The organism is Catellatospora sp. NPDC049133 (genome assembly GCF_040648455.1).
Lineage (GTDB): Bacteria > Actinomycetota > Actinomycetes > Mycobacteriales > Micromonosporaceae > Catellatospora > Catellatospora aurea.
Genome location: NZ_JBEZDT010000015.1, coordinates 69,610 through 86,728 on the forward strand (window position 1 = coordinate 69,610; position 17,119 = coordinate 86,728).

Below are 17,119 nucleotides of genomic sequence, written 5' to 3' on the forward strand. Positions count from 1 at the left end.
TCGCCCCCGCCTGCGGTCGCAACTCTTAAAGATCCGGCTGCCCGAGCCGGACCCGGCGCGCTGGCGCGAGCAGATCCGCGAGGTCGCCCGCGAGTCCTACCGGGTGCTCGGCGCGCACAGCGACATCGCCCGGGTCAGCCTCGCCAACGCGCCGACCGGCCCGAACTCGGTGCGGGTCGCCGAGGCCATGCTCGGCGTGCTGATCAGCGGCGGCGTGCCGCCCCAGTAGGCGTCCTGGGCGGTGGACCGGGTCGCGCTGTACATCAGCGCCGACGCGTACGAGGGCTCGCTCTACCAGGCCCGGCAGCGGGCCAGCGGCAAGCCGGTCGAGGAGTTCGTCGCCGACTTCTTCGGCCAGGTCCACGACTACTACCGCACCCTGCCCCCGGCCCGCTTCCCGTTCCTGTACGAGCACGCCGACGTGCTCGTACAGGGCGACGGGGAGGTGCGGTTCGAGTTCGGGCTGGAACTGCTGATCAGCGGGCTGGACCGTTACCTGCCCGGGGCGGGCTGAACCGGCGGGATCACGCCGCGGCGGCCCGGCGGCGCTTCTTGGGCCGGGCGCGGGTGGCCGGTCCCTCGGTGGCCAGGCCCAGGGCCGCCCATTCCTCCGCCGTCATGATGCGCTTGCCCTCCACGGCGACCGGCGGTGCCGGTGGCGCGACCGGATCAGGTGCGGGAGTGCTCTTCGGCTGCTTGGACTTGGCCGGCTTGGCCGCGGCCGCGGCGGCCCGGACCCGTTCGGTCTCGCCGGCCAGGCTGATCAGCTTGCGTACCTTCGGCGCGGTCGCCAGGTTGGTCTTCTTGGCCACCTCGTCGAGCGGCACTCCGGAGACGGCGAGGTCGGCCAGGGCACGGCCGCGTTCGCGCTGGAGCGCCGCGACGATGCCCTCGAACAGGACCTGCTGGTGGGTGAGGTCGGCATAACGCTGCAGCGGGTCGGGCTCGCTCAGCGCGTACGCGCAGAGGTTGCGCACCATGCCGTTGATCTCGGCGCTGGTGACGGTGTATCCCTCGGTCGTCGGGTCGGTCATCCACGGCTCCTTTCACCGCGCGACGACGAGCGCTCGTCCGGCGGCGATGGGACTGTATCGGCACCCGGCGACCACCGGCGAGCGACGGCGCGACTCAGCGCGCGATCATGCCTGCCGACAGGTCGATGTCCGCGCCGGTCAGGCCCGGCATGCGCAGCATGGCGACGGCCGCCGCGCCGACCTCCTCCTCGGTGACCATGCGCTGCAGCGCGGCCCGGGAGACGAACGCCTGCTCGGCCTCGGCCTCGGTGACGCCGGTGCGCTGTGCTTCGAGGCGGAAGTTGCGCGTCATGCGCGGGCCCGCGACCGGCCCCGGGGACAGGCTGTTGACGGCCACGCCGAGCGTGCCGACCTCGTGCGCCAGGGTAACCGTGAGCCCCAGCACCGCCATCTTCGACGCCGTGTACGGCGTGCGCCGCGCCAGCGGACGCTTCCCGCTCACCGAAGCGACGTTGATGACGTCGCCCCGCCCGGCGGCGGTCATCGCGGGCAGGAACGCCCGGCACATCAGGTAGACCCCGCGCACGTTGACGGCGAAGACCTCGTCCCAGTCGGCGGGCTCGACGTCGACGAGCGCGTCCACCGGACCGGCGATACCGGCGTTGTTGACCAGGATGGACACGTCCTCGTCGGACAGTTCAGCGCGCAACGCCGCCACGGAGTCCGGCGCGGACGTGTCGCAGACCGCGACTCGCACCCCGGCGGCGGCCCCGGCCAGCTCCGCCGCGACGGCGTCGAGAGTGGCCCGGGTGCGGCCGGCCAGCACGACCCGCGCCCCGGCGGCCGACAGCGCGTGCGCGATCGCCCGGCCGAGGCCGTTGCCCGCCCCGGTCACCAGCGCCGTGCGCCCGGCGACCCGGTCGGCGCTCACGCGGCGGCCTGCGCGGGAGACCACGGCAGCGGGTCGCCGGCGTATTTCGCGGCGCGCACGTCGCCGGAGCGCGCGTGGCCCTCGAACAGCTCGACGCGGCTGGCCCGACCGCACAGCCGGCCGAGTTCGGCGCTCGCGGCGGGATCGACGACCTCCTGATAGGTCACCGTTTTGAGGTAGCGGCCGACCCACAGGCCGCCGGTGTAGCGGGCGCCGCCCCGGGTGGGCAGCGTGTGGTTGGTGCCGATGACCTTGTCGCCGTAGGAGACGCAGGTGCCCTCGCCGAGGAACAGCGCGCCGTAGTGGCGCATCCGGTCCAGCGCCTCGCGGGGCCGCCGGGTCAGGACCTGCACGTGCTCGCTGGCGAAGTCGTCGGCCAGCGCGTACGCCTCGGCGAGGTCGCCGACGACGATCACCTGCCCGTGGTCGCGCCAGGCCGGGCCCGCGAAGTCGCGCGTCGGCATGTCCACCAGGATGCGCTCGACGTGCCCGATCACCTCGCGGGCGAGCACGTCCGAGGTCGTGATGAGCACCGCGGGCGAGTCGGGGCCGTGTTCGGCCTGGCTGAGCAGGTCCACCGCGACGACGAACGGGTCGGCCGCGTCGTCGGCGACGATCAGGATCTCGGTCGGCCCGGCCAGCAGGTCGATGCCGACCTCGCCGAACAGCTGCCGCTTGGCCTCGGCGACGTACGCGTTGCCGGGTCCGGCGAGCAGGTCCACGCGGTCGATGGTCGCCGTGCCCAGCGCCAGCGCGGCCACCGCCTGCACCCCGCCGAGCAGGTAGATCTCGTCCGCCCCGGCCAGGTGCATCGCGGCGACGGTGGCCGCCGGCACCTGCCCGCGGATCGGCGGCGTGCACGCGGCGACCCGATCAACTCCGGCGACCTTCGCCGTCACGATCGTCATGTGCGCCGACGCGACCAGCGGGTACCGGCCGCCGGGAATGTACGCCCCGGCCGCGGACACCGGGATGCTGCGCTGGCCGAGCAGTACGCCGGGTGCGGTCTCCACCTCGAAGTCGTGCAGCGACGCGCGCTGGTGCCGGGCGAACGCGCGCACGTTGCCCTGCACGGTGCGGATGTCGTCGAGGACCTGGTCGGGCACCGTGCGCACGATCGCGTCGATCTGCTCGGTGTCGAGCCGGAACCGCTCGGGTTCCCAGCCGTCGAAGCGGCGGGAGTACTCGCGTACCGCGTCGTCGCCGCGGGCGCGCACGTCGGCGATGACGGCGGCGACGGTCGCGCCGACCTCGGAGTCGACCGTGCTGGTCGGCGGCTTCACGGCGCTCTTGAGGTGAACCGGCATGGTGGCGCTCCCGAACGGACGGTCGGCATGGCAAGGCGAGTCTGTGGCGGCCGCGTGAGGGCGTCAATCGACCGTTGTCCCGCTTGTCCCGTCGCCGGCGATGCCGCATTATGGAAACGCTGTTTCCATCTGCGCGAACGGGGGCCCGCCCTCCCGGTTTCGGCATCCCGGGAGGGCGGGTGTCACTGCCGGGCGGTCAGCCCAGGCGCCACTGCCGGTTGCCGCCGAGCGGGTTGCCGCAGTCCCGGATCTGCAGCCGCGTCCCGTTGGCGGTGCCGAACTCGACCGCGTCCAGGCACCTGCCGGAGTTCGGGTTGACGATCGAAACGGCCGGATGTTCAGGGCCGGTCGTGGGCCAGCCGCTGGAACAGGATGTGGTCCTGCCACACGCCGGCGATCTGGATGTACTTCTCGGCCAGGCCGAAGCGCACGAAGCCGTTGCGCTCCAGCACCTTCTGCGAGGCCAGGTTGTGCCGCAGGGTGCCCGCCTGGATGCGGTGCAGGCCCTGCTCCTCGAACGCCACCTCGATCATGCGCGCCACCGCCGCCGAGGCGACACCCCGGCCGTTGACGTCCTGGCTCACCCAGTAACCGAGGTGGCTGTTCAGGAACGGGCCCCGCACGATGTCGTTGAGCGTGATCCGTCCGACGACGCGGCCGTCGAGCAGGATCACGTGCGGCACGCATTCGCCCCGCGCGTGGCGGTCGAGCGCGCTCGCGAGCACCTCGCGCTGGCCCTCGGGGCCGAACCAGCCCTCGGGCCGCACCGGTTCGAACGGCAGGAGGAACTCCATGTTCGCCTGGTAGAGCGCGCTTACGGCGGTCGCGTCGTCGATGGTCACGAGCCTGGTGCTGACGGTCATGCTTCCATGATCGCAAACTTGCGGCCGCAGCCCTGTCCCGGTGGATGATCGCTGCCCACGTCGAGGCCTTCGGTCGCACAAATTGGCCGATTGATGTCGGGGATAGTGGGCATCATCGAAGGATGCTGGAAAAGCTCGACACCGTCGGCTGGGGCGGGCTGACGCATGCCTTCGGCACGGCCGAGGAGATCCCCGCCTTCATCACCGCGCTGCGCGCGGAGGACCCCGAGGCCCGCGGCGACGCCCGCGACGAACTGTGGAGCAGCCTGCTGCACGAGGGCAGGCGCTACCAGGCCGACGTCTACACCGTGCCGTTCCTCGCCGACCTGGCCGCCGACCCGCTCACCCTCGACCGGGCCGCGATCGTCGACCTGCTCACCGCGATGGCGATCGGCTCCGACCACCCGTACCTGCTGACGGGTTTCCCGATCGAGCGGCTGCGGCCCTCGCCGGACGCGGTCGACGAATCCTGGCACCTGCTCTACAGCGAGTGGAGCGGCCACGCGACCGCCGACCCGCCGGCGGTGCCGGCCGAGGTCGACGAACTGCGGGTGTACGACGCGGTCCGGGCCGAGCTGCCCCGCATCCTGCGATTGCTGGACGACAGCGACGGCGACGTCATCGAGGCGGCGGCCTATCTGCTGGCCTGGTTCCCGGAAGCGGCGGGTGACACCGTGGTGCCGCTGCTGGCCGTGGCCGGGCAGCGCGGCTGGCGGCGGGACCTGCGGGTGACCGCGCTGCTCGCGGCCGGGCTGGCCGCGCGCGGTCCGGTGGCCGAATCGGCGGTGATCGCGAGTCTGGTGCACGACGAGGATTCGGAGGTCCGCTGGGCCGCCGCGGTGGCGTGGACGCTCACCGCGGGCCCGACCGTGCCCGAGGAGGCGCGGGCCGAGCTGCGCGCGCGGGCGGGCGGCGGGCTCAGCCCGGACGAGCCGGTGCTCGCGCCGTGGGGGCTGACGCGGGCCGAGTGGTCGGTGCGGCTGCTGGAACACCTCGGCGATTCGGGAGCGGCCGAGGCCAGGGCGGCGCTGGTCCGCTCGGAGGCGACCCGGCGGGCGCACGGCCCGTGGGCGGAGCGCCTCGGTGAGGCCTTCTACCTGGCGTTCGGGGACGACGGGCGGAGCAGCCCGCTGCGGTACGCCGACCTCACCCCCGCCCAGCGCTGGCTCGTCGACCACCTGGTCCGCCACCCGGACGCGCTGGTCGCCGAACCCGACGAGGTCACCGAGCTGCTGCGCTGGTACGGGCTGCCCGCCAGCCACCCGGCGCTGCGCGCGTACGCCGCCTGAGTGTCATGCGCCGCCGGTCAGGTGCCGGTACACGGCGACGATCTCCAGCACCTCGCGGACCGTGCCGGACGCGCGGGTGATCCGGAAGGACCCGCCGTGCCGCTGCGCCGTGGCGTGCGCGTGCAGCAGGACCCGGATACCGCTGGAGTCGATGAAGCCGACGTCGTGCATGTCGACCTCCAGCGGGCGTCCCGGGCTCGCTTCGATCGCGTCGACGAGCCAGTTCGTCAGAGCCTGCTCGTTCGCCAGGTCGAACTCGCCGACCAGGACCATCCGGACCCGGTCCGGCAGGACCTCCACCTCGTGTGTGGCCTGCGGCGTGTTGCTTGCACGATCCATGGGGGCAGCCAATCACAGACGCCGGACGGCGACAACGGCGACGTCGTCGGCGTGCGGAGGGTTGGTCAGCTGCCGGAGCAGCCGGTCGCAGTAGCGGTCGAGATCGGCGTCCACGGGCGCGGCCAGCCGGCTGAGGTCGGCGATGCCGTCCCGGATCGTGATGTCCCGTCGCTCGATGAGGCCGTCGGTGTACAGCAGCAGCGTGCCGCCCTCTGGGAGGACGAACTCCAGGTCGTCGGGTCGGGCATGGTTGATGCCCAGCAGCGGGGCGCGGTGCCAGACCTCGGTGACCCGGCCGTCGGCGATGAGCAGCGGCGGCAGGTGACCGGCGTTGGCCAGCCGGGCCCGGCCGGTCCGGGGATCGAGGAACAGCAGGCACAGGGTCGCCATCTCGCCGGGCAGCAGCCGGACCATCAGCTCGTCGATCAGGGCGACGATGCGGCCGGGGTAGTGGCCCTCGACGGCGTACGCGCGCAGGGCGTGGCGGATCTCGGCCATCACCGTCGCGGCGTGCAGGGAGTGCCCGACGACGTCGCCGATGGCGATGAGCAGCTCGTCTCCGAGCGTCGACAGCTCGTAGAAGTCCCCGCCGATCTCGGCCTGCGGGCTGGCCGGCTCGTAGCGCACGGCGAGGCTGATGCCGGGCACGGCGGGCAGGCGGCGGGGGAGCAGGCTGCGCTGCAGGGTGACCGCGATCCGGTGGTCCTGGTCCTGTGCCCGCTGGGCCTCTGCCGCCGCGCCCAGCGCCTGGGTCAGCTGGGTCAGCAACTGGGTCTGGTCCTCGTCGGCGCACACGCCGGTGAACAGGTAGAGCGACGGCCGGGCGGCGCGGAACCGGGCGGTGGTGACGGTGACCTCGCCGGGGTCGGGCCAGCCGGCGGGCAGCTGCCACCGCGTGGCGTCACCGGTGAGCCGGTGCGAGCCGACCGGCACGTCCTCGCCGGGAGGTTCCCAACCGGCGACGGTGACGTCGCCGGACACGGTGGCCAGTGCCAGGGTCCAGCCCGCGTCGGTCTCGGTGGCGACCGCCGCGGCCGTGCCGAACAGCCGTACGGCTCCGGCGGCGGCACGGCTGAGCAGTTCGGGAAAGTCACGGGCCATGGTGACGGCGAGCGTCGTCGCGGCGAGCCCGGCCAGGCCGTCGGCGAGCTGTTCGGCCTTGCGGCGTGCCCGGTAGTAGCGCAGCACGGCCTGCACCGTGGCGACCAGTTCGTGCGGGTCGATCGGTTCGACGAGGTAGGCGTCGGCGCCGCCGACCAGTCCCAGGGTCCGGTCGGCGGCGTCGACCGCGTGCGCGGAGACGTGCACGACAGGTGTGCTGGTGGTGGCCGGGTCCGCTTTGATCCGCCGGCAGACGTCGAGCCCGCTCATGTCGGGCAGTTTGACGTCGAGCACGACCATGTCGAAGGGACGCTGCTGGAGCTTGTCGAGGGCATCCTGGCCGTCGACGGCCTCGGTGACCGCGAAGCCGGCCCGGGTGAGCCAGTTCTTCAGCAGGTAGCGCTTGGGGGCGCGGTCGTCGACCACCAGGATGGTGGTCTCGGCCGGGTTGCTCATGAGGTCCTCGCGACCGGAAGGGTGACGGTGAAGGTGCTTCCCTTGCCGGGTTCGCTGTCCAGGTGCATCTCACCGCCGAGGATGCCGGTGAGCCGGCGGGCGTACGGCAGCCCGAGTCCCGTGCCGTGCATCTTGTGCCGACCGGGCAGCTGCACGAACTCCTCGAAGATGCGCTCGTGCTGGGCGACGGGGATGCCGACGCCGGTGTCGGCGACGGTGATGGTCCAGTGGCCGCCGGCGGAGGCGGCCCGCATGGTCACCGAGCCGTGCTCGGTGAACTTCACCGCGTTGTGCAGCAGGTTGCGCAGCACCTGCGACAGCAGCGCCTCGTCGGACTCGATCCACGCGCCGTCGCCGGGCGCCTCCACCTCCAGCGCGACATCGGGACTGGTCAGGACCGCCTTGACGGTGCCGCGCAGCTGCTTGAACAGCCGGCTGAGGTCGACGGGACCCCACACCGGTTCCAGGTGCCCGGACTCGGCCTTGGCCAGGTCGAGCAGGTCGTTCACCAGCGACAGCAGGTCCGAGGCCGAGCCCCGCATCAGCGACATCTGCTCCGCCTGCGCAGCGGTCAGCGGGTCGGATTCCGGATCGGACAGCATCCGGATCAGCCCGATGACCGCCGTGACCGGGGCGCGCAGCTCGTGGCTGACGTTGGCCAGGAAGCGCGTCTTGGCCTCGCTGGCGGCACGCAGCTGCCCGGACTTCTCGTCCAGCTCGGCGTACAGCGCCACCACGCCGCGGTTGGTCTCCTCCAGCTCCGAGCTGAGCTGGAGGTAGAGCGCCATCACGCCGCGGTTGGTCTCTTCCAGCTCGTCGTTGAGCGCCTTGAGCCGGTCCCGCTGCTCGCGGGCCTCCTCCAGCGCCGCCAGCAGATGCTCGTTCTGGGAGGCCAGCTCGTCGAGCGGGCTGGCGACGGCGGAGGCGGCAAGCTTACGCCGGACCTGCTCGACCTGTTCGGCGGTGAGCTGGCCCGGGTCGGGCAGGCGGCGTGACAGCATGACTACTGTCTCCTGCCCACCTTCGGCGACTTCCAAAACATCGACCAGGCGGCCGACCGGTCGCAGCGCCTGCCGGTCCACCCGGCCGGGGACCGTGAGGTCGACGCGCAGGTGCTCGGGCCGGCCGTGGATCCGGAAGGCGACCTCCACACCGGTGCCCCGGGACAGCAGCTGGCGGCCGACGTCGCTGAGCGCGGTGGCCAGCCGGATCTGGTCCTGGTGTTCGAGCCCCAGCGCCGCCGCGGCCTCGCGCCCGCGCTGCCTGACGGCGAACACATCCTGCTCGCCGCGTAGCACCAACTGGAGCAGGAGGGTGTCGGTCATGATCGGATCCTGGCCGCCAGCACACAGGCGTCGTCGCGGCGCACGCCCGCGTCGCGCAGCACCGTGGCGGCGATCAGCAGCGGCGATCGGACGACGAGCCCCGGGTCGGCGTCCAGGCGCCACTTGTCGCTGACCCCGTCGGAGTGCATGACCAGCAGCGAGTCCGGCCCGAACGGGTGCTCGAACTCCCGGATGACGGCCTTGCCGTGGCCCGCGATGCCGGGCATCGACACCATGCCGCGCCGGGTGCCTGCGGTGAGGACGGTCGCCGCGACGTTGCCCATGCCGCAGGTGCGCACGAGTCCGGCGTCCGGGTCGATCTCCGCGACGGTCAGGGCGGCCCCGCGCGTGTGGGACATGCCCCGGTGCAGGCGTTCGACGACGGTCGCGGGCGGACCGTCGGGCGCGGTGTGGAACAGGTTGAAGGCGGTCTGCGCGGCGGCGGCGGCGAGCGGGCCGTGGCCGAGCCCGTCGCACACCATCACCTGCCGCCGGTCGCCGATGGTCCGCACGGCGTGGCAGTCGCCGCTGACGGTCTCGCCGGTCAGCGGCCGGGTCAGCCCGTCGGCCCAGGCGGGCGGCGGGACCGCCTCGCGCCAGAGCTGGGCGGTGAGGACCGAGCCCCGTCCCGGCGCGGAGTAGCCCTCCATCCGGTCCGCGAGCCGGGACACGGCGCCCAGGCCGATGCCGAGGGTGCCGGTCGTGGAGCGGCCGTCCTCGTACATGGCGGCCAGGTCGGCCATGCCAGGCGCCGAGTCGATGCTGACGATCTCGACGCCGACGGTGTCGTCGTGCCGGACCGGGCGCACCAGCAGCGTCCCGTCCTCGGCGTGCTTGACCAGATTGGAGGCGAGCTCGGTAGCGATGATCGCGATGTCGGCGGACTTGCGCTCGCCGAGGTCCACGGAGCCGGCGAGCTCGACGGCGAAGCGCCGGACCGCGCCCACGGCGCTCGCGTCGTCCAGCCGGAACCAGGATGAGGTCGGGGTCAGCGAGCTCAGCGCGCCCACTTGACCACCGCCACGGTGGTCCCCGCGCCGACCGCGGTCTCCAGCTCGAACTCGTCGACGAGCCGGCGCGCACCGCTCAGACCCAGGCCGAGGCCGCCGCCGCTGGTGTAGCCGTCGGTCAGCGCGAGGTCGATGTCGGCGATACCCGGGCCGGAGTCGCTGAACACGACCCGCACTCCGCGTCGCTTGCCGTTGTCGACGGTGCAGACCTCGGCCTTGCCGCCTCCGCCGTACACGAGGGTGTTGCGCGCCAGCTCGCTGGCCGCGGTGACGACTTTCGTCTGGTCGACCAGCGACAGCTTCGCGGCGACCGCCGCGGTGCGGACCAGCTGGCGCACCCGGACGACGTCCTCGTCGTTGCCGATGGCCTGCACCTGGAGTTCGGCACCTGCACCGCCCGTCACGGCGAGGTCGTCTCGGGCTCGTCGAGGAGGTCCAGGTCGTCGATCAGGTCCGGCTCGGCGTTGGCGGCCAGCAGTTCCAGGCCCCGCTCCACGTTGAGCGCGGTGCGGATGCCGTCCAGCGACAGGCCGAGCTCGACCAGCGTGATCGCGACGGCCGGGCGCATGCCGACGACGATCGTCTCGGCGTCGAGCACCCGGGAGATCGACGCGATCGTCGACAGGGTGCGCCCGACGAACGAGTCGACGATGTCCAGGCCGGTGATGTCGATGATGACGCCCTTGCAGCCGGTGTCGACGATGCGCTGGCCGAGGTCCTCCTGCAGCTGCAGGGCCATCTGGTCCTGCATGTCGACCTGGATGGAGACCAGCAGCACCGAGCCGATTTTGAGGATCGGCACCCGCTCCATCACGCCTCCCGCTTGGCGGCTCGCAGCTCGGCGCCGCCGCGCCGGACGGCGTGGCGGAGCGCGTCGGCGAGAGTGGCCTTGGTGGCGATGTCGCCGAACTCGATGCCCAGCGCCACGATGGTCTGCGCGATCTGCGGGCGGATGCCGGAGATGACGCACTCCGCGCCCATCAGTCTGGCCGCCATGACCGTCTTGAGGATGTGCTGCGCGACCTGGGTGTCCACCGCGGGCACGCCGGTGATGTCGATGATCGCGTACGGCGAGCCGGTGTCGACCAGCGCCTGCAGCAGCCGCTCCATGACGACCTGGGCGCGCGCGGAGTCCAGAGTGCCGACCAGCGGGACGGCGACCACGCCCTCCCAGAGTTTCACGACCGGCGTGGACAACTCCAGCAGCTGCTCGCTCTGCTCGGTGATGATGTGCTCGCGGGCTCGGGAGAAGGCCTCGAAGGTGAACAGGCCCAGCTCGTCGATCAGCGCCGACCAGGCCACGTAGTCACGCAGGGCGGTCTCGCCGCTCTTCTCGATCTCGCCGATCTCGTAGAGCGCGGTCTTGAGGGCGAAGACGCTGGTGGCGGTCTCGGTGGCGGTGAACCCTTGGCGTGCGCGGTTGCGCGACAGCTCGGTGAGCACCGCCCGCAGTTCCGCGGCCTTCGCGCTGTCGAGGTCGCTCGCACCTTCGCTGAGCGACTTGCGCAGTTGCGTCTGCAGTTCGGTCGTCTGGCGACCCGATTCGGAGACCGTCAGGCGGCCCTTCAGCGGCGCCGCCGCGACCTCCGCCCAGCGCTGGGAGATCTGCTCCGACCGCTCCGAGAGCAACTTGCCGAGTCGCTCGCTCTGCTCTGCTTTCAGCGCCATGGTCATCCTTCACCGTTCACCAGTCAGGTCGGCCGCGCGGGGTGAGCCAAGTTGCTCCGCGAAGCCGTGGTACGCGGCCGCCGGTGGCCGCATGCCACGGCCATGTACCCGACCCGGCGCGGCCCAACCATACGAGTTCACCGATAGGTCGTGGGCCGGAGCCGATCTCGATCCGTGGTTTCGGCCGTCACCCGGCGGGGCAGTCAGTGGCCAGGTGGTCGGTGGGGGGTCGCCACCGAGGAGGCAAGCGCGGGAATGCCACGCCGGGTCAGGCTGTGGCACTCTTTGCGTCAGCGTCCCAGGACCGCGTTCGGAGGGAAGGCCGCCCGCACGGGCACGCACATCGCACATCATCCCGGGCCGCGGAGGAGTCTTGCGCCAGGTAGTCAGACCGTTCGCCCAGCCGCCGTCGGGGGCGGCCGCGATCTCGTTCACCACCGCCGACGACCTCGCGGCGGTCCGCGAGTTCGCCGGCGCGCACGCCCACGCGTCCGGGCTTGCCGCCGGCCGGGTGCCCGGGCTGAAGCTCGCGGTGAGCGAACTGGTCACCAACACGTTGCGCCACACCGCCGGCGGCGGCGTGGTGCGGGTGTGGGCCGACGGCGGCGCGGTCGTCATCGAGCTGACCGACGGCGGCACGTTCCGCAGGACCGCCCCGGAGCAGCCGGCCGCGCGGCCCACGGCTTCCGGCGGCTGGGGCCTGTACATCACGGGCGAGGTCTGCGACGAGTTCTCGTACTACACCCGGCCTGGTCACACGGTGTGGCGGCTGGTGTTCAACAACCCGGCCGCCACACCGTGAAGGCGCGACCCCTATCGCGGGGCGTCGTGCTTGCTGGACGGTTTGGTACGCGGTCCCGGCAGCAGCTTGCCGCCGTTGCGCTTGCGCAGCAGGTTGGTGAGGTACATGAGGGCCAGCGCGAGCACCCCCATGTCGTCGAGGTAGATCGGGTCGGGGAGCAGGTCGACGGGCAGGATCGTGTAGATCAGGGCGCCCCAGAAGGCGACCTTGCCGCCCGTGCCCAGCTCACCGAGCATCCGCTTGGTGACGAACAGGCGCCTGCCCAGTTTGATCGCGCCGATCAGCGTGATGATGCCGACGATCGCGACGGCGATGCCGATGATGATCCAGGTATCCCGAGACACGCACGAGTTCTACCCTGCCGCCGGGTGCTTAATCCAGCCGCCGGGCTCACGGGTTCGGTCAGTAGACGAACGGCCAGCCCGCGCTGTCCCAGCCCAGCAGGTTGATGCCGAGCCGTGCCGCGCCGCTGTCCGTGTAGTAGTGGTAGAACAGCACGTCCTGGCCGTTGTCGGCGAGCACGGCCGGGTGGCCCGGCCCGTGGATCGAACCGTGTCCGGCCAGGACCTGTGTGCCGCCGCCGGAGGTCAGGGCGGTGCTTGGGCCAGCGCACGCACCGCGGTGTCGGTGGTGGCCGCGGCGGTGGTGGCGAGCAGGGCGACGGCTAGGCCGAGGACGGCGAGCCGGGACGGCGGGTGGGGCATGGCTGACTCCGATCGCGAAACGGGACGTGGCGGTCCGCGTACGCGACGACCGGGGGTTCGGCACGCGGCACTGCCGCCGGTCTGGCCTGCCCTGGCCTGCCGGCGGTGACGGGGACGTGCGGTCGCTCCCGCAAGGATGCCAACCCCCGTATCCGTTGATGTCGATCGATCCCGGATCACCCGATCGGGCCACGCGTGCCCGGTTCGCCGTTTCCCTGCGCCGCCGGCGGGGAATGGGCTGGCTGACCCCGAAACCCCTCTCGTTCCCGCTGGAAAGGAAGAAGCCCATGGACTTCGGAGAGGTGCTGACCGACGCGCTGCGCTCGGTCGCGCTGTTCCTGCCCAAGGCGCTGGCCTTCGTGGCGATCCTGCTCGTCGGCTGGCTCGTCGCACGAGGCATCCGTATGCTCGCCGACAAGGGCCTCGAACGGGTCCGGTTCGACCAGCTCGCGGCCCGCGGCGGGGTGACCGCGGCGCTGGCCCGCGGCGGCGTCGACCCGTCCGACCTGGTCGCGCGGCTCGCGTACTACGCGGTGCTGCTGTTCACGCTGCAGCTCGCCTTCGGGATCTGGGGGCCGAACCCGGTCTCCGACCTGATCAACGCCGTGGTGTCCTGGCTGCCCAAGGCGTTCGTCGCGATCGTCATCGTGGTGGTGGCCGCGGCCATCGCCTCCTGGGTCAGGGACCTGGTGACGGGCGCGCTGGGCGGGCTGTCGTACGGCCGCTTCCTGGCCACGACCGCGTCGGTGTTCATCATCGGCCTGGGCGTGATCGCGGCGCTCAACCAGATCGGCGTCGCCACCACGGTGACCATGCCGATCCTGATCGCGGTGCTGGCGACCGTCGCCGGCATCCTGATCGTGGGCGTCGGCGGCGGCCTGGTCCGCCCGATGCAGGCGCGCTGGGACAGCTGGCTCGACCGGGCCGGGCAGGAGTCGACCCGCGTCGCCGAGCACGCCCGCGCCTACGCCGCCGGGCAGTCCGACGCCACCCAGGTGCTCGCGGACCGGTCCGCCGGCACGGTGTACCCGTCGCAGCGGGCCGGCTCGGCCGCCCCGAGCCCGGCCGCGCCGAGCCCGGCCGACCCGGACCTGTACCAGGCCCCGGCCGAGCCGGACGAGTACCCGGAGCCGCTGGTGCCGGGCTTCGACAGCGACCAGACACAGCCGCTGCCGAACTCCCCGCAGCGTCCGGCGCCCCGGCGGGGCTGACCGCCGACCGCCGATGGGCGCGGCCAACCCGGTCGCGCCCATCGGCGGGTGTCGACCTGGCTGTCCCTCCGGCGGGTGGAGCCGGTCGGGCAGCGTTGTCCTCTGTTCGGTCATAACGGACGTCAGGCCGCATTCAAGACCCCGATGCTGCCCTAATCTCGCGGCATGGACAGTGGCCCCACCAGCCCCGAGCAAGCCCGCCAGGTGCTGGCGCGTTACGCCCGCGTCGTCGGCGACGCCGGCCGCGCCGCCGCCGCGGCCGACCCGGGCGTGCTCGCCATCCTCGACCAGGCGACGGCGAGCGTCGGCGACGCGCTCGACCCCGAGCGCCGGCCGCCCCTGCTGGAGCTGGCCTGCTACGCCGACGGGCTCACCGACAAGGCGACCGCGCTGGGCTGGAACCTGCCCGACGTCACCAGCCTGGACTGGCGGCGCGCCGACCAGATCACCTGGCGGCTGGTGGCGGTGTGCGAGATCGCCGCGGCGGTGCTGGGCAGGGACGTAACCGCAGGCTGAGCAGGTTGAAAGGCGGTCACGTAGGCATTGTTTGCCTGCTGTTCTCCTGATCTTGGCGCGGTGCGCGCGGGGTGTTCCCGATCGGGGGCTTGCATGTCACGGGTAGACATGAAGGCCCATCGAAAGGCAGCTATCCGTGCACACCCCTCTCTCCCGCCGCAACCTGCTGCGCACTGCCACCCTCGGCGGCCTCGGCATCGCGTTCGCCGGCAGCGTGCAGGCGATCGCCGGACCCGCGTACGCCCACCCGTCCGTCCCCGGCTACGGCCCGCTGATCCCCGACCCGGCCGGCATCCTCTCCCTGCCGGAGGGCTTCTCCTACCGGATCGTCGCCGAGGCCGGCAAGACCCTCCTGTCGACCGGCGAGCCCACCCCGAGCGACCCCGACGGCACCGCCTGCTTCGGCACCCGCCGCGGCTTCACCCTGGTCAACAACCACGAGGTCGGCGGCAGCGAGCCGTTCCGGGTGCCGACCCGGCCCGGCTTCACGTTCGACCCGGGCGCGGGCGGCGGCACCACCAACATCGAGGTCGACCACCACGGCAACCGGGTCCGGCAGTACGTCAGCCTGGCCGGCACGCACAACAACTGCGCCGGCGGCATCACTCCCTGGGGCACCTGGCTGACCTGCGAGGAGACCGAGCAGCGCAAGGGCGGGCAGTTCCAGCAGGACCACGGCTGGGTGTTCGAGGTCGACCCGTTCGATCAGGAGGCCAACCTCGACCCGGTGCCGCTGAAGTTCCTCGGCCGGTACTCGCACGAGGCCGTCGCCGTGGACCCGAAGACCGACGAGATCTACCTGACCGAGGACGCCAGCGGCCCGAACGGGCTCTACTTCCGCTGGGTGCCGCCGAAGGGCTTCAAGGGCCGTGACGGCGCGCTGCGCAAGCTTGCCCTCAGCGAGGGCGGCGACACCGCGGGCCACCTCCAGGCGCTGAAGGCGACGCTCGACGGGCTGCACATCACCGATCTGTCCGCGGCCACCGAGCCCGGCACGAAGTACAAGGTGAGCTGGGTGGACGTGCCGGACCGGCTGGCCGCCACGGTCTCGGTGCGCAAGCAGTTCACCAACGACCAGGTCACCCGCGCCCGCAAGCTCGAAGGCCAGTGGTACGGCGACGGCGGCGTGTACTTCGTCTCCAGCTACGCCCGGATCAGCGACGGCAGCGTGCACGAGCACGACGGCCAGGTCTGGTTCTACGACCCGAAGCGCGAGACGATCGAACTCAAGACCATCTTCGGGGTGAACCCGGACCCGAAGGCCGAGGGCAACTACGACGGCCCGGACAACATCACGGTCTCGCCGTACGGCGGCATCATCCTCGCCGAGGACGGCGAGGGCCTGTCGCACCTGGTCGGCGTCAGCGACAAGGGCGTCACCTACCCGCTGGCCCGCAACGAGATCAGCGACAGCGAGTTCACCGGCCCGACGTTCAGCCAGGACGGCCGGATCCTGTTCGCCGGCATCCAGGCCGACGGCCTGGTCGTCGCGATCACCGGCCCGTGGGGCAAGGGCCACGGGCACGGTCACTGACCTTCCCGTATCCAGTGCCGCGCCCGCCCCGGATGTGCCGCCGGGGCGGGCGCTCACTTTCCTGGTTGCCGGGCCGGACCCGCTCTGGTTGCCTGCTCGGGTGATCTTCGAGACGGTATGGCGGCACAGCGTGCACCAGCGCGCCTACCTGACCCGCTCGGCGGTGGGCAGCGGGCGGTTGGTGGTGAACGAACGCGCCTCCCGGCTCGTCGGGCTCGACGTGCGTGACGGCGGGGTGCGCTGGGACGTGCCGCTCGGTAATCGGCCCCAGGGGCTGACGGTGACCGGCGGGCACTGCCTCGCCCTCTCGCACTGGGGACGGCGGCTGTCGTGCCACGAACCGATCGCGGGGGAACTGCGGTGGCACGCCGAACTGCCCGCGCATACCGGGCATCTGGCGGTGGCCGGGGGAGTCGCGGTGGTCGGCGGCTGGCGCGGGTACACCCCACTGGCCGGGTATGACCTGGACAGCGGGGCGCTGCTGTGGCGCAGCGGCGGTCCGGTGGCGATCGAGGAGCCGCTCGCCTTCGGTGACCGCGTTCTGCTGGCCGAACGGGGCACCGGCCTGATCCGGGCCGTCGAACCGCGGACCGGGCGCGATCAGCAGACCTGGCGGCTGCCCGAGCCGGTCCTGGAGGTGGACACGGGCCCGGTCCTCGCGCGGCTCGACGTCGGCAGAGTGCTGGTGCGGGGCACGTCAGGCGCCCTGTGGGTGCTGAACCCGATCACGGGCGAGATGATGCGCCAGCCCGCAGTGCCCGCCGGTGTCCGAGCGGTGGCCGTGGCAGGCGGTTTGCTGTGGTGCGACGACGGCGAGCAGGTGGTCGCGCTGGAGTCGGGCGTGGCGCAGCCGTGGACCCGGGTGCCGCACTTCGGCCGGCTCGTCGGCGTGGCCGCCGTCGACTCGGGCTTCGCGCTCGCCGGACACCTGGGACGGCTGACCCTGGTCGGTCACGACGGCGGTGTCGTCGGCCGGGCGACGGTCGACAAGCGGATCGGCAGCCTGCACGGGGCGGACCGGGACCGGGTGCTGGCGCTCGGCAAGAGTGAGGTGCTGGCGGTGGATCTGCGTCCGTGACGCCGGGGGAC

The 17,119-nt window shown here is 72.4% G+C and carries 20 protein-coding genes; 8 read left to right on the forward strand and 12 right to left on the reverse strand.

Features of this window, described 5'->3' with window-relative positions; translation table 11 throughout:
- The first annotated feature begins 37 nt into the window (after positions 1-37).
- Both AB0B35_RS18775 and AB0B35_RS18780 read left to right on the forward strand, forming a co-directional pair.
- Complete coding sequence (locus AB0B35_RS18775; RefSeq protein WP_361047045.1) at positions 38-229, forward strand: TetR/AcrR family transcriptional regulator C-terminal domain-containing protein; 192 nt, start codon at positions 38-40, stop codon at positions 227-229.
- 12 nt (positions 230-241) lie between these two features.
- Positions 242-514, forward strand: a complete 273-nt coding sequence (locus AB0B35_RS18780) for a TetR/AcrR family transcriptional regulator C-terminal domain-containing protein (RefSeq protein ID WP_361046830.1) — start codon at positions 242-244, stop codon at positions 512-514.
- Between the two features lie 10 nt (positions 515-524).
- On the opposite strand, the gene AB0B35_RS18785 is transcribed toward AB0B35_RS18780, so the two are convergent.
- From AB0B35_RS18785 to AB0B35_RS18800, 4 genes are all read right to left on the reverse strand, one after another.
- Positions 525-1,034, reverse strand: a complete 510-nt coding sequence (locus AB0B35_RS18785; RefSeq protein WP_361046833.1) for a hypothetical protein — start codon at positions 1,032-1,034, stop codon at positions 525-527.
- Positions 1,035-1,128: 94 nt separating this feature from the next.
- Complete coding sequence (locus tag AB0B35_RS18790; RefSeq protein ID WP_361046836.1) at positions 1,129-1,905, reverse strand: SDR family oxidoreductase; 777 nt, start codon at positions 1,903-1,905, stop codon at positions 1,129-1,131.
- A complete protein-coding gene (gene hisD / locus AB0B35_RS18795) occupies positions 1,902-3,212 on the reverse strand; it encodes a histidinol dehydrogenase (RefSeq protein WP_361046838.1) in 1,311 nt (436 codons plus the stop codon). The genes AB0B35_RS18790 and hisD overlap by 4 nt, the downstream gene beginning before the upstream one ends.
- A 338-nt stretch (positions 3,213-3,550) precedes the next feature.
- A complete protein-coding gene (locus AB0B35_RS18800; protein ID WP_361046841.1) occupies positions 3,551-4,075 on the reverse strand; it encodes a GNAT family N-acetyltransferase in 525 nt (174 codons plus the stop codon).
- A 122-nt stretch (positions 4,076-4,197) separates the two neighbouring features.
- Here AB0B35_RS18800 and AB0B35_RS18805 point away from each other — a divergent pair, with 122 nt between their 5' ends.
- A complete protein-coding gene (locus tag AB0B35_RS18805; protein WP_361046843.1) occupies positions 4,198-5,364 on the forward strand; it encodes a hypothetical protein in 1,167 nt (388 codons plus the stop codon).
- Between the two features lie 3 nt (positions 5,365-5,367).
- Here AB0B35_RS18805 and AB0B35_RS18810 read toward each other — a convergent pair whose 3' ends face one another.
- From AB0B35_RS18810 to AB0B35_RS18840, 7 genes are read right to left on the reverse strand one after another with little or no spacing between them, the layout of a single operon-like run.
- A complete protein-coding gene (locus AB0B35_RS18810) occupies positions 5,368-5,703 on the reverse strand; it encodes an STAS domain-containing protein (protein ID WP_361046846.1) in 336 nt (111 codons plus the stop codon).
- Between the two features lie 12 nt (positions 5,704-5,715).
- Positions 5,716-7,260: a fused response regulator/phosphatase gene (locus AB0B35_RS18815; protein ID WP_361046849.1), complete on the reverse strand. Its 1,545-nt coding sequence runs from the start codon at positions 7,258-7,260 to the stop codon at positions 5,716-5,718.
- The gene (locus AB0B35_RS18820; protein ID WP_361046851.1) at positions 7,257-8,585 is read right to left on the reverse strand and encodes a sensor histidine kinase; all 1,329 of its coding nucleotides are present in this window, start codon (positions 8,583-8,585) and stop codon (positions 7,257-7,259) included. Before AB0B35_RS18820 ends, AB0B35_RS18815 begins: the two co-directional genes overlap by 4 nt.
- Positions 8,582-9,595 carry an ATP-binding SpoIIE family protein phosphatase gene (locus AB0B35_RS18825; protein WP_360532576.1) on the reverse strand — a complete coding sequence of 338 codons (1,014 nt, stop codon included), beginning with the start codon at positions 9,593-9,595 and terminating at the stop codon, positions 8,582-8,584. The genes AB0B35_RS18820 and AB0B35_RS18825 overlap by 4 nt, the downstream gene beginning before the upstream one ends.
- Positions 9,583-9,999, reverse strand: a complete 417-nt coding sequence (locus AB0B35_RS18830; RefSeq protein WP_360532573.1) for an ATP-binding protein — start codon at positions 9,997-9,999, stop codon at positions 9,583-9,585. Before AB0B35_RS18830 ends, AB0B35_RS18825 begins: the two co-directional genes overlap by 13 nt.
- Positions 9,996-10,406 carry an STAS domain-containing protein gene (locus AB0B35_RS18835; RefSeq protein WP_360532570.1) on the reverse strand — a complete coding sequence of 137 codons (411 nt, stop codon included), beginning with the start codon at positions 10,404-10,406 and terminating at the stop codon, positions 9,996-9,998. The genes AB0B35_RS18830 and AB0B35_RS18835 overlap by 4 nt, the downstream gene beginning before the upstream one ends.
- Positions 10,406-11,263, reverse strand: coding sequence for an STAS domain-containing protein (locus AB0B35_RS18840; protein WP_361046853.1), 858 nt, complete (start codon positions 11,261-11,263; stop codon positions 10,406-10,408). Before AB0B35_RS18840 ends, AB0B35_RS18835 begins: the two co-directional genes overlap by 1 nt.
- 373 nt (positions 11,264-11,636) lie before the next feature.
- Here AB0B35_RS18840 and AB0B35_RS18845 point away from each other — a divergent pair, with 373 nt between their 5' ends.
- Positions 11,637-12,065 carry an ATP-binding protein gene (locus AB0B35_RS18845; RefSeq protein ID WP_361046856.1) on the forward strand — a complete coding sequence of 143 codons (429 nt, stop codon included), beginning with the start codon at positions 11,637-11,639 and terminating at the stop codon, positions 12,063-12,065.
- 11 nt (positions 12,066-12,076) lie between these two features.
- Here AB0B35_RS18845 and AB0B35_RS18850 read toward each other — a convergent pair whose 3' ends face one another.
- Complete coding sequence (locus AB0B35_RS18850; protein WP_361046859.1) at positions 12,077-12,409, reverse strand: YkvA family protein; 333 nt, start codon at positions 12,407-12,409, stop codon at positions 12,077-12,079.
- Between the two features lie 647 nt (positions 12,410-13,056).
- Here AB0B35_RS18850 and AB0B35_RS18855 point away from each other — a divergent pair.
- From AB0B35_RS18855 to AB0B35_RS18870, 4 genes are all read left to right on the forward strand, one after another.
- The gene (locus tag AB0B35_RS18855; protein ID WP_361046862.1) at positions 13,057-13,980 is read left to right on the forward strand and encodes a hypothetical protein; all 924 of its coding nucleotides are present in this window, start codon (positions 13,057-13,059) and stop codon (positions 13,978-13,980) included.
- A gap of 165 nt (positions 13,981-14,145) precedes the next feature.
- Positions 14,146-14,496 (forward strand): DUF6401 family natural product biosynthesis protein, encoded by a 351-nt coding sequence (locus AB0B35_RS18860; protein WP_360532552.1) that lies wholly within the window; start codon positions 14,146-14,148, stop codon positions 14,494-14,496.
- A 136-nt stretch (positions 14,497-14,632) separates the two neighbouring features.
- Positions 14,633-16,030: an alkaline phosphatase PhoX gene (locus AB0B35_RS18865; protein WP_361046864.1), complete on the forward strand. Its 1,398-nt coding sequence runs from the start codon at positions 14,633-14,635 to the stop codon at positions 16,028-16,030.
- A 100-nt stretch (positions 16,031-16,130) separates the two neighbouring features.
- A complete protein-coding gene (locus AB0B35_RS18870; protein WP_361046867.1) occupies positions 16,131-17,108 on the forward strand; it encodes a PQQ-binding-like beta-propeller repeat protein in 978 nt (325 codons plus the stop codon).
- Positions 17,109-17,119 lie beyond the last annotated feature (11 nt).